Annotated in this window: 12 protein-coding genes; 4 read left to right on the top strand and 8 right to left on the bottom strand. The window is 47.8% G+C overall.

Translation table 11 applies throughout. The annotated features are described in order from the left end of the window. The first annotated feature begins 96 nt into the window (after positions 1–96). Positions 97–930 (top strand): UDP-2,3-diacylglucosamine diphosphatase, encoded by an 834-nt coding sequence (locus DQX04_RS08390; RefSeq protein ID WP_111915436.1) that lies wholly within the window; start codon positions 97–99, stop codon positions 928–930. Between the two features lie 95 nt (positions 931–1,025). Next, positions 1,026–2,612 (top strand): M17 family metallopeptidase, encoded by a 1,587-nt coding sequence (locus tag DQX04_RS08385; protein ID WP_207916298.1) that lies wholly within the window; start codon positions 1,026–1,028, stop codon positions 2,610–2,612. A gap of 75 nt (positions 2,613–2,687) precedes the next feature. Here DQX04_RS08385 and DQX04_RS08380 read toward each other — a convergent pair whose 3' ends face one another. Beyond that, a complete protein-coding gene (locus DQX04_RS08380) occupies positions 2,688–3,137 on the bottom strand; it encodes an Hsp20 family protein (RefSeq protein ID WP_111915435.1) in 450 nt (149 codons plus the stop codon). Positions 3,138–3,334: 197 nt separating this feature from the next. Between DQX04_RS08380 and DQX04_RS08375 the strand changes: the two genes are divergently transcribed. Both DQX04_RS08375 and DQX04_RS08370 read left to right on the top strand, forming a co-directional pair. Next, positions 3,335–3,781 carry an OsmC family protein gene (locus DQX04_RS08375; RefSeq protein WP_111915434.1) on the top strand — a complete coding sequence of 149 codons (447 nt, stop codon included), beginning with the start codon at positions 3,335–3,337 and terminating at the stop codon, positions 3,779–3,781. 9 nt (positions 3,782–3,790) lie between these two features. Continuing rightward, positions 3,791–4,453, top strand: a complete 663-nt coding sequence (locus DQX04_RS08370) for an alpha/beta hydrolase (RefSeq protein ID WP_111915433.1) — start codon at positions 3,791–3,793, stop codon at positions 4,451–4,453. 78 nt (positions 4,454–4,531) lie between these two features. Here DQX04_RS08370 and DQX04_RS08365 read toward each other — a convergent pair whose 3' ends face one another. From DQX04_RS08365 to purE, 7 genes are read right to left on the bottom strand one after another with little or no spacing between them, the layout of a single operon-like run. Continuing rightward, positions 4,532–5,776, bottom strand: coding sequence for a phosphopentomutase (locus DQX04_RS08365; protein WP_111915432.1), 1,245 nt, complete (start codon positions 5,774–5,776; stop codon positions 4,532–4,534). Between the two features lie 40 nt (positions 5,777–5,816). After that, a complete protein-coding gene (gene deoA, locus DQX04_RS08360) occupies positions 5,817–7,136 on the bottom strand; it encodes a thymidine phosphorylase (RefSeq protein WP_111915431.1) in 1,320 nt (439 codons plus the stop codon). Continuing rightward, on the bottom strand, positions 7,136–7,927 hold the full coding sequence (gene deoC / locus DQX04_RS08355; protein WP_111915430.1) for a deoxyribose-phosphate aldolase: 792 nt from the start codon (positions 7,925–7,927) through the stop codon (positions 7,136–7,138). Before deoC ends, deoA begins: the two co-directional genes overlap by 1 nt. 9 nt (positions 7,928–7,936) lie before the next feature. Then, complete coding sequence (gene cdd, locus DQX04_RS08350) at positions 7,937–8,347, bottom strand: cytidine deaminase (RefSeq protein ID WP_111915429.1); 411 nt, start codon at positions 8,345–8,347, stop codon at positions 7,937–7,939. A gap of 36 nt (positions 8,348–8,383) precedes the next feature. Then, positions 8,384–9,871, bottom strand: coding sequence for a glycerol kinase GlpK (gene glpK, locus DQX04_RS08345; protein ID WP_111915428.1), 1,488 nt, complete (start codon positions 9,869–9,871; stop codon positions 8,384–8,386). Positions 9,872–9,923: 52 nt separating this feature from the next. Further along, positions 9,924–11,009 carry a 5-(carboxyamino)imidazole ribonucleotide synthase gene (locus DQX04_RS08340; protein ID WP_111915427.1) on the bottom strand — a complete coding sequence of 362 codons (1,086 nt, stop codon included), beginning with the start codon at positions 11,007–11,009 and terminating at the stop codon, positions 9,924–9,926. Beyond that, on the bottom strand, positions 11,006–11,497 hold the full coding sequence (gene purE / locus DQX04_RS08335; RefSeq protein WP_111915426.1) for a 5-(carboxyamino)imidazole ribonucleotide mutase: 492 nt from the start codon (positions 11,495–11,497) through the stop codon (positions 11,006–11,008). The genes DQX04_RS08340 and purE overlap by 4 nt, the downstream gene beginning before the upstream one ends. Between the last annotated feature and the right edge of the window lie 58 nt (positions 11,498–11,555).

Here is an 11,555-nt window from a genome sequence, read left to right as displayed (position 1 = left end):
TCCGTCAAATAATCTTCATATTGAAATGCCAAACTTTGCCTGACTTGGCTTACGTTGAGTTGTTGAATTCATCCACCTGCTAAAAGGGCAAAAGTTATGAAGCATCAAACAGCTCCGGTTGTGGCTAGAACACTATTCATTTCAGACGTTCATTTAGGGTCGAAAGACTGTAAAGCCGACTTTTTGTTACACCTTTTGCAGTCTGTGAAAGCTGAGAAAATCTACATTGTGGGTGACTTAGTCGACTTCTGGGCGATGAAGAAGCAAATGTTCTGGCCCGCTAAACACCACGAAATCATCCAGTCATTACTTGCCAAAGCGCAGTCTGGCGTAGAGGTTATTTACATTCCAGGTAATCACGACGGAGCCATGCGCAAATACCGTCACCCCAATGTTGCAAGCATTAGAATTCAGCGCAAAGCGATACATACCACAGCCGCAGGGAAGCGGTTGCTGGTACTTCATGGTGATGAGTTCGACGAGCAGGTGTACTTAGGTCGTTGGCTACATTTTATTGGCGACAAGCTCTATTATTTTTTGCTGGCGCTCAATCGTCATGTGAACCGTATGCGCAAATGGACAGGCCGTTATTATTGGTCGCTTTCTAGTTATGTGAAAGGGCAATTTGCTAAAGCGGAGTTGGCGATAACTCGTTTTCGTGAAGCGGCTATTCAAGAGGCTAAAAAGCGTGGATTAGACGGCATTGTTTGCGGACATATTCACCAGCCGGATCTTCGTATGGAAAACGGTATTATTTACGCAAACGATGGCGACTGGGTAGAGCATTGCAGTGCTTTAGTTGAGAGTGAAACGGGCGAATTGGAACTTATGTATTGGACGGATGCAGAAATAGCATCGGCGAGCACATCTGCATTTCCTGACAAGAACGTAGTACTTACGGAGCCAGAGAAACGCCCGCAAGCAGCTTAGGTGTAAAATTAAGCAGTTAGCCGCAATTCGCTTGAGAATGTGTAAGAATATAGACGACACTTCGTACTATTCATGCGCGTTACCAAGGAGTTGAAATGAAACTGCACGCAAAAACGTCGATGTTGGCCATTGCCTTCGCTAGCATCGTTGGATTTGGAGCCCAAGAAGCTCAAGCCAATCCAGTCGCTATTGAAAACCCTTTCGTAGAACAGTATTTGTTCACCAGTAACGAAGTTACCGACCAAGCCATTGAGCAAAGTGACATATTGGTTGTACCGGTGCCGGAAGACACCCAGGTAACACTACCTGAATGGTCCAGCGCAACGACTAGTCATGTTCAAAGAGTTTTAGAAATCGCCGAGTTTAGCGGTGAAGCGGGTTCGCAACGCGTTATTGTGGCACCTGCAGGATTAGACGTTGAACGTTTAGTGCTTATCGGTGTTGGCAACCCTGCAGAATTTGTGCGTAAAGAAGCAGAGAAAGCAGGCGCTGCACTTTCAGCTTTAGTGAACAGTACAAATGCGGAAACGGTCGGAGTAGATGGTCGTTTAATTACCAACCCTGTTTACAACGGACGAATTCTTGCTGCGATGTCACATGGTGCAGATCTAAGAAACTACCGATTCGACCGTTATTTTAGCGAACCTGAAGCGCGCCCTTCGCAACAATACACTTGGCGTGTTGCTAGTGTTTCTCAAGCAAACCAAGAGTTCTCGGCGTTGCAAGCCATTGCAGAGGGTGTATTTTTAGCGCGTGAATTAACCAATTTACCCGGTAGTGCAGGCTACCCAGAAGCATTTGCTGAATATGCGCGTCAGGCATTAGAACCCGCTGGTGTTGAAGTGACCATTTTAACCCCAGAACAGGTTCAAGCCTTAGGTATGGGGGCACTTTACGGGGTGTCTCAAGGTAGTCAGCACAAAGCGCATTTGCTTGTGGCTCACTGGGAAGGCAGCGACGATCAGCCGCTAGCGATGGTCGGTAAAGGTATTACTTTCGACACGGGTGGCTATAACCTGAAAACCAACAGCGGCTCTATTGTTCGTATGCAAACAGATAAAGCTGGCGCTGCTGCAGTGGTAGGATCGGTGCTCGCGTTAGCTCGCCAAAATGCCGAAGTTAATGTGGTAGCAGTTGCGCCTCTTGCTCACAACCTTATTTCAGGCGAGGCTCAACTCCCAGGAGACGTGGTAACAACCGGTTCTGGTTTAACGATTGAAGTGACGAATACCGACGCAGAAGGTCGTTTGGTACTCTCTGACGGACTTTGGTACGCACGTGAAAACTTCCGCCCTCGTGCCATGGTAGATATAGCAACACTAACAGGCTCTAAAATTGGTGCTGTTGGTAATGAATATGCGGCTGTATTTAGTGACCACGACGAAGTGCTTCAAGTTATGCAAGAAGCAGCAGACGTAACTGAAGAGCGTATCTGGCGTCTACCTATGGATCCTATGTTCGCAAGTGCAATTGAAAGCCGTATTGCAGATATGAAAAACGTGGGCTCGCCGGGTGCTACTGCCGGTGCCATGTTGCTGCAACGCTTTGTAGGTGACACGCCGTGGCTACACATCGACATGGCCGGTAATGCCTTGGTAGACGGACCTTCTGGTATTCACCCGCGTGGTGCGACAGGCTTCGGGGTTCGCCTATTGACTGAATGGGCTATTCGTCAGCCGTAATTTTAAGCTAAAAGCATTAAAAACAAAAAAGCCCCGAGCACACACAACTCGGGGCTTTCTCGTTAAAAGCTTTCGTTAGCTTTTGTTTTCTAAAGTACGTTCGTTTGACTTAATGGAAATAGAACGTGGCTTCATTGCTTCTGGAATTTCTTTCACCAGATAAATATTCAGTAGGCCATTGCGTAATTCCGCGTCGGTTACTTCAACGTGTTCTGCAAGGTTGAATTTGCGCTCGAACGCTCTTGCCGCAATGCCTTGGTATAAGTATTTACGCTTGCTGTCGTCTTCGGCCTTCTTGCCGCGAACGGTGAGTACACCGCGCTCGGTTTGAATGTCGAGTTCGTTTTCTTCGAAGCCAGCAACCGCAATGGTAATCATATACTGGTTTTCTTCCTTCGCTTCGATGTTGTAGGGCGGGTATCCACCTGTGCCGGTGTCTCCACGAAGCGCGTTGTCTAGCATTGAGGCTAAACGGTCAAAACCAATGCTGTTTCTGTAAAGTGGTGTTAAATCGATAGTGTTCATCATATCCTCCAATGAGCGATAATTAGTTACGCAGTCCGAATGTTCTCAGCGAGACCCATCCTCTGCATAACTAGACATAAGTACTGCCATATTTCTTTTCAAGTATGCGCAGCAAAAATTTTTACGTTGTTTGTTGCAAGAAAGGCATGTGGTAAATTGCAGCATTAGCCTGATTAGTGGGGTTTAATGGAGGTTCTATGAGCCATGAAGTTGCAGAAGGTTGCGTACGTGTAGAAGAGAAAATTTCACCTTTTACTCAGCAGGTCACCACTTATAACCACCGTTGGTTGGCTGACGAACCTGAAAGTCTTGGCGGAGCCGACGAAGGCCCTGCGCCGATGGAAATGTTGATGGCGGGTTTAGGGGCGTGCACCTCCATGACTTTACGAATGTATGCCAAGCGCAAGAACTGGCCGTTACAAAAAGTAACCGTAGACTTGTCGCATCAGGAAGGAAAGTTGCAAGACGGCGAAATTGTAGGGGAAGTTATTCATCGATCCATTCGTGTTGCGGGTGAGCTCACCGAAGAGCAAACCTCTAGGCTTTTAGAAATCGCGAATAAATGCCCTGTACATCGAACTATAACTAACCCGAACTTGGCCATTGAAACAGAATTGAATTTATCGACCGAAACGAAAGATTAAAGGATTGTAATGACTGAACAGTATTTACCCTGTGTAGAAGTAAGCCCAGAGCACGAAGCAAATGCAGCCGTTATTTGGCTACATGGCCTAGGCGCCGACGGCCATGACTTTGAGCCTATCGTGCCGCATATTCAATTACCCGCAGAGTGCCAGGTTCGTTTTGTGTTCCCTCATGCCCCAAAAATACCCGTGACGGTGAATGGTGGCATGACGATGCCTGCTTGGTACGACATTTTGGAAATGAGCATAGACCGCAGCGTCGACGAAAAGCAGTTACGGATTTCGGCAAAGCAGGCCCAAGATCTTATCGAACGGGAAATAGAGCGCGGTATACCAGCAGACCGTATTGTTTTAGCAGGCTTTTCTCAAGGTGGTGCGGTTGCTTATGAAGCTGGACTTTCTTTTGACAAAAAGCTTGCGGGCATTATGGCTTTGTCTACCTATTTAGCCACGCGTGACTCTATTCAGCCGAGTGAAGTTCAAGCGGAAACGCCAATATTGGTTCACCATGGATCACAAGACCCAATCGTGCCAGTTAGTCTAGGTGAGCAAGCAAAAGGGTGGTTAACCGACCATGGCTATGACGTTGAGTTCCAAACTTACCCGATGGCTCACCAGGTATGTGGTCCGCAAATTCAAGACATCGCAAAATGGCTGGCGCGCTTTTTATAACGCGCCTTAGCTCGGTTTTTTGCTTGGAAAAAGTTTGCTTGAAAAAAGTTTGCTTGGAAAGGGCTTGTTTGGCAAAGATTAGTTTAGAAAAGACGTTCCAAACTCAAGTTGTGGCAAGCCTAAATGCTCGGCAATGGTTTGCCCAATGTCTGCAAAGGTCTCTCGTTTACCTATATTCCCCGGCTTCACTTTCTTCCCAAAGCAAATCACAGGCACATATTCACGTGTATGGTCGCTACCTGGCCAAGTAGGGTCGCAACCATGGTCTGCGGTAATAAAAACGATGTCGTCTTCTTGCAGTATGGCTTCGAGTTCAGGTAAGCGCTGGTCGAGTTGTTCTAAAGCATGCGCGTAGCCTGCTACATTTCGACGGTGTCCATATTCCATGTCGAAGTCGACAAAATTGGGGAAAATAATACTGCCGTGCGGTGCTGTTTTAACAACATCTAACGTGACGTCGAAAAGGGCATTATTGCCCGCAGCTTTGTGCTTCTGTGTAATACCTTGATGCGCATAAATATCGGCTATTTTACCGATGCTAATTACTTCATTGCCGGCTTGCTGGTTTTTAACGAGTACAGTGGGTGCAGGAGGTAGCACTGAAAAGTCTCTACGATTACTCGTACGCTTGAAGCTCTCAGCGCTTTCTCCGGTAAATGGGCGCGCAATAACGCGGCCCACGTTTAGGTTTTGTTGGTCTAGAATAGCTCTTGCCTGCTCGCACAATGTAATTAAACGTTCTAGGCCAAAGTGCTCTTCGTGTGCGGCTATTTGTAATACTGAGTCTGCGGAGGTGTATATAATTGGCTTGCCGCTGCGAATATGCTCTTCGCCTAATTCGGCAATTATTGCTGTACCCGAGGCGTGGCACTCACCTAATACGCCCGGCAAATTACCAGCTTCTTGAATAGCGCTAATGAGCTCTGGTGGGAAAACACTTTCGCCTTTGGCGACTTCCTCGTTTTTAGGAAAGTAATGCCAGTCAAATTGCACCGGAACACCCGCTAACTCCCAGTGTCCGCTTGGTGTGTCTTTACCGTTACTCAGCTCTTGTGCAAATCCGAACTGAGCTTTTGGTTCTATCGAGTCATCGAGCCCCGGAATAGCGTGCCCTGCGGCCTCTGCTCCCAGTTGGGCAAGCCCTAAACGTGTTAGGTTTGGTAAGTTTAATGGTCCTTGGCGCTCTGCATTATCTGCCTGCCCTTCGGCACAGGCTTGAGCGATATGACCCAAAGTATTGGCACCCACGTCACCAAATAGGTGAGCGTCTGCGGAAGCGCCGACACCGAAAGAGTCAAACATCAGAATAATTGCGCGCGCCATGTTCTTTGCCTCACTAAAGTTTAAACAAAACCTTCAAGAACTACTTGATTAGAGAATACACCACTGGTGGCGCTTCTACATTCGCTTCGTTAATTGAATATGCCGATTGCACTGATTGAATAGCGGCTTTAGCGTCTTCTTCCGTTTTAGCAAAAACCCTAGCAATCGGTGTTTTTGTATCTACTTTCTGGCCTATTCGGGCAAAGTCGGTTAAGCCAACACTATGGTCTATGGTTTGGCTTGGGTCGGTACGTCCACCACCTAAACTCACCACAGCCAAGCCAACTTCACGGGTGTCGATAGCATGGATGTAGCCGTCTTGCGGTGCGAATATGTCCATGCTTACGGCAGACAATGGTAAATGCTTCGATTTGTTCTCGATAAGGTCACTTGGGCCGCCTAAAGCTGCCACCATTTCACTAAATTTCTCTGCGGCGGCGCCAGTTTCTAGTACAGTGCTTACCTTTTCTAATGCCTCTTGCTCGCTTGATGCCAAGTTGGTGAGTACTAACATTTGTGCGGCGAGCGTAACCGTAACTTCATGTAAACGTGGATGGCGATAATGGCCTGTTAAATACTCGATAGCTTCCCGAATTTCTACCGCGTTACCGGCTGTAGACCCTAACGGTTCGTTCATGTCGGTAATTGTTGCAGACGTGGCTACTCCAGCTCGGTTGGCAACCTGCACAATACTTTGCGCTAGCTCAGTTGCGTCCTCTTCTTGAACCATAAACGCACCGCTTCCGGTTTTAACGTCCATGGCTAGTGCGTCAAGTCCCGCTGCTAGCTTCTTCGACAGAATCGATGCAGTAATGAGTGGAATAGAGTCAACGGTGGAGGTCACGTCTCGAATGCTATAAAAGCGCTTGTCCGCAGGTGCAATCTCTCCCGTTTGGCCAATAATGGCTACGCCGACTTGTTTCACGATGCGTTTCAGCTCGGCTTCATTGGGGGCAGTGTTGTAACCTGGAATACTTTCAAACTTATCAACAGTTCCGCCGGTGTGTCCTAATCCGCGTCCGGCAATCATAGGTACATATCCACCACACGCAGCAATAATCGGCCCTAACATAAGGCTTACCGAGTCGCTTACGCCGCCCGTGGAGTGCTTGTCGACTACTGGACCGTTGAGGTTCATTGAGCTCCAGTCGAGTACTTGGCCGGAATGCATCATTTGCTCTGTTAATGCCACTCTTTCTGGCATGGTCATACCCTTGAAGTACACGGCCATGGCAAAAGCAGCAATTTGACCTTCGGTAACTGCGCCGCTTGTAATGCCTTTTACAAAGTAGGCTATTTGTTGTTCTGAAAGTGCTTTGCCGTCGCGTTTAGCACGGATAATTTCTTGCGGTAACATGATTAGTAATCTCCTTGATTCTTATTTTCGCTTCCTGTGAGCACTGCTGCTAAGTCACCTCTAACCGAGCTTGCGCCTATTCTAAAGCGAGCTGGCGTAAGTGCGTCAGGTGATAAAATTTCGCTGACTAAGTTCATATAGGTAAGCGCGTCGCTAAGGGTGCGAATTCCTCCTGCTGGCTTGAACCCGTGGTGAGAAGGTGAGCGTTTTGCAATTTCGTTCAACATGACTTCTGCCGCTTGTGCAGTAGCATTTACAGTCACTTTTCCTGTTGAGGTTTTGATAAAGTCGGCACCGGCTTCTAGTGCTATGTTGCTTGCACGGGCAATGTTCTCTTCACTTCCAAGCTCGCCGGTTTCTAATATAACTTTGAGTTGCACATAGGTACCGCAAGCGGCTTTACATGCCTGCACGAGCTGTTTAGCCAAAACTTCGTTACCTGCTAAAAATGCACGGTAAGGAAAAACAACGTCTACCTCGTCGGCGCCATAGGCAACAGCGGCTTGAGTTTCCGCAACGGCAATGTCGATGTTGTCTCCGCCGTGAGGGAAGTTGGTCACGGTAGCTATTTTTACCTTGAACAATTCTCTTGCGTCTAGTGCCGCTCTTGCGTAAGGAATAAACCTTGGAAATACGCAAAGGGCAGCGACATGAATAAGTTCTCCGCTGGGTAACAGTAAACTTGCGTCGTCCGCCAGTTGTTCAATGTCTGAAACGGTTTCTTGGTCAGTTAAACTGGTAAGATCAAGAAACGAGAAAGCCTGAGCCGCAAGCTCTATACTAGGTAAATTCATAATGTTTCCTCAGGCGATGTGTTCTGGGCCGAATGAGTGGGGTAAGAGGTCTTCTAAGAATAGACTTTTACGAATACCTTCAGGCCCGCAAATATGAACTTGTGTTTGCGCGTTAGCGAACTCGCGAATGCGCTGACGGCATCCGCCGCAAGGAGAAACCAGTGCTTCGCCATTGCCGATAACGTAGATGTGTTGAATGTTCTTTTCTCCTGCCATCACCATTGCAGCAATAGCACCGGCTTCGGCACACGTTCCCTCGGGATAGGATGCGTTTTCTACGTTACATCCGGTAAATGTTTGGCCCGAGCTCGTCAGAATAGCCGCACCCACAGGAAATTTTGAGTAAGGCGAGTACGACTTTTCCATGGCTTGCTTGGCAAGCTCAAACATTTGTTCTGCACTTTGTGTTGGTTCATTCATAGCTGTTTAATTTTCAGCAGCAAAAGGGGAGTTATTCTAGCGAACTTTAGCCACTGCTTCCAACCAACGTTGATATTGTCGCTCACGCTCTTCGGTGCTCATGTGTGGCCCCAAGTCTTGGTCATGCTCCACCAAGCCGTAAATGTCTTGAAGGTCATTAAACAAGCCGGCTTGAAAACCTGCTAGAAATGCTGCGCCACGAATACTTATTTCTACGTTTGCAGCTCGCTTCACCGTTTTTCCAGTAATGTCGGCAACGGCTTGCAAGAACCATTGGTTTTCGGTCATACCGCCGTCTACTTTTAGGGTCTCAATTGTTTGACCGTCTTCCGTCATAGCGCGCATGAGATCTTGTGTTTGTAACGCTACGCTGCGCAACCCCGCTGCTGCAATTTGCTCTTTCCCTGTGTCGCGGGTCATACCTAAAATGGCCGCACGAGCATGGGGGTCCCAGTAGGGTGCGCCAAGACCTGTGAATGCCGGTACGAGTATTTCTGACTGTTGCCAAGGCACGTTTTGCGCAAGTTGTTCTGAGTCGGAGGCTTTCTGCAGTATGCCTAACTTGTCACGTAGCCACTGCATAATGGCTCCAGCCATAAAGATACTTCCTTCTATGGCGTATGTGGTTTCGCCTTGAATGCGCCAGGCTACGGTTGAAAGTAACCGGTTTTTTGAAACAAGAGGTTTGTCACCGCTGTTTACTAATGCAAAGCAACCTGTGCCATAAGTGCTTTTAGCTTCACCGGGCTGTAAGCATGCCTGACCCATCAGCGCGCCTTGCTGGTCGCCAACCATGGAATAAATAGGAATTTCAGCGCCCAATAATTTTGAGTGTGTTACACCAAAATTGTCTGCGGTGTTACAAATCTTCGGTAAGCAGTTTTTCGGGATATCAAAAATATCCAGCAGTTCGTTGTCCCAGTCGCAGGTTTCAAGGTTCATGAGCAGGGTGCGAGAAGCGTTACTGGCGTCGGTGGCAAAGCTTTCACCATGAGTCAGTCGCCACAATAAGAAGGTGTCGATAGTGCCAAAACATAATTTGCCTTGTTTGGCTTGTTCGCGTGCGCCTTCTACGTTCTCTAAAATCCAGCGTATTTTTGTGCCTGAAAAATAGGGGTCAAGTAATAACCCTGTTTTCTCTTGAATTTGGGTTTCAAGGTTTTTGTTTTTCAGTTGTTGGCAAAAATCTGCTGTTCTGCGGTCTTGCCAAACAATTGCGCGGTAAATAGGTTCGCCTGATTCACGATCCCAAACTACGGTTGTTTCACGTTGATTGGTAATGCCAATGCTGAGAATGTCGCTTGCCTGCAGGCCTGCGCTATCAAGTGCGTCCTCGCATGACTTTAGAGTGGATTGCCAAATATCTTCAGGGTCGTGCTCTACCCAGCCACTTTGCGGAAAGTGTTGCGGAAATTCATGTTGGCCTTGGCCAACTACATTTAGCTGTGCGTCGAAAATCAATGCGCGGCTAGACGTTGTACCTTGGTCTATCGCTAAAATATGCTGTTTTTGAGGTTTCGGCATAAATCGTAAACTTTGGGTTATGGTTTTCCTTTACCATAACCCTGTCTAGGTTTTACGCCAACAGTTGATGTGTTTCGAAATACTGTGAAACAAGCTCTTCCGCTTGCTGCAAGCTAGTTACAGAGAAGTTTACGTGTCCTACCTTTCGGCCTGGGCGTGGCGCTTTGCCGTACCAAAACGGTTGGCTGGTAGGTATAGCCCAAAGACTGTCGGCAATTTTTTCAGCACCAATAATATTCAGCATCATGGTGGGTGCCATAGTGAGTTCGGGAATCGTATGTTGTGCCATGCAGCGCATATGTAGGCTGAATTGAGAGCAGTTACTGCCTACCATCGACCAGTGCCCGCTGTTGTGCACGCGAGGGGCAATTTCGTTCACCAGAAGCTCTGCGTTCTCGCCTTCGCCAACAACAAAGAATTCGATAGCGAGTGTTCCTACATACCCCAAATGCTCAGTGAGTTTTTGGAACCACTGCTCGGCGGTAGGTTGTAAATGAGTAGGAATGTCTACAAGCCCAGCAAAGGTGTGGCTTAGAATACCTTCTCGGTGGACATTTTGTACCAATGGGTAGCAGTGAATTGAACCGTTTTGAGTACGAGCGCCCACAATCGACACTTCGTAATTAAAAGGTATAAATGCTTCGACAATACCGGGTTGTTGTCCTGCAGTTGCCAATAAGCTGTCGATGTCTTGTCCTGGCTTCCAGCGCCATTGGCCTTTTCCGTCGTAACCACCTTCTGCTGCTTTAATCACTGCGCCCGTTTCCCACGACGCTAAAATATCAGCTAGCTCCTCAGCTGTATTGAAAGACTTCCATGGAGAAGTTGCGATACTTAGGTCGTCGCACATTTGCTTTTCATGGCGGCGGTGCGTTAAAGGTTGAATCGCATTAGGATCGGTTAGGAATTTATGCTTCGCCAACGCAATATGCTGTGGCGATATTTGTTCATGTTCCCATGTAACAACGTCGGCCCATTCCACCGCTTGTTCCAAAGTTAATGAAACAGCTTGGTGGGCACCAACAGGCATAACCTCGTTGGTTTTAGTGTTGACCAATAATACTTCGTCGCCCAGTTGAACTGCGGCTTGTCCTAGCATTTGGCCAAGTTGGCCATTACCAAGAATTAGGGTCTTCATGAATCCAGTTCCAGCTTACTGTTACTCATCACTTTGTCGCGTTGTTCTTCACGGAATTTACGAACTGCGCTTTGAATATCTGGGTTTTGCGTGCCTAAAACTTGCGCCGCAAGCAGACCAGCGTTTGCTGCGCCGGCTTGCCCTACCGCTAAAGTACCAACGGCTACACCCTTAGGCATTTGTACAATGGAGAGCAGGCTGTCTAGTCCCTTCAATTGCTTCGAAGGAACAGGTACGCCAAAAACAGGTAAACAAGTGTAGGCAGCTAACATACCGGGTAAATGAGCGGCACCGCCAGCCCCTGCAATCACAACTTTAACGTCGGTTGCTTCAGCTTCTTCCATGGTCGACTTCAGAAGATCGGGCGTACGGTGTGCAGACACAACGCGAGCTTCCCAGTCTACTCCAAGGTCTTTTAACATGGTCGCTGCGTGTTGCATCACGGGCCAGTCAGATTGAGAACCCATAAGAATTAGAACGGATGCCATTGTTAGCTCCCTCAATTGTGTCTTAATATTAACCACATTGCCTTCACGTCGACTGTGC

The sequence above is a fragment of the Aliidiomarina sp. B3213 genome (assembly GCF_003290085.1).
Classification (GTDB): domain Bacteria; phylum Pseudomonadota; class Gammaproteobacteria; order Enterobacterales; family Alteromonadaceae; genus Aliidiomarina.
The sequence above is the reverse complement of the archived record's forward strand: the minus strand, read 5'-3'. Positions and strand labels throughout refer to the sequence as shown.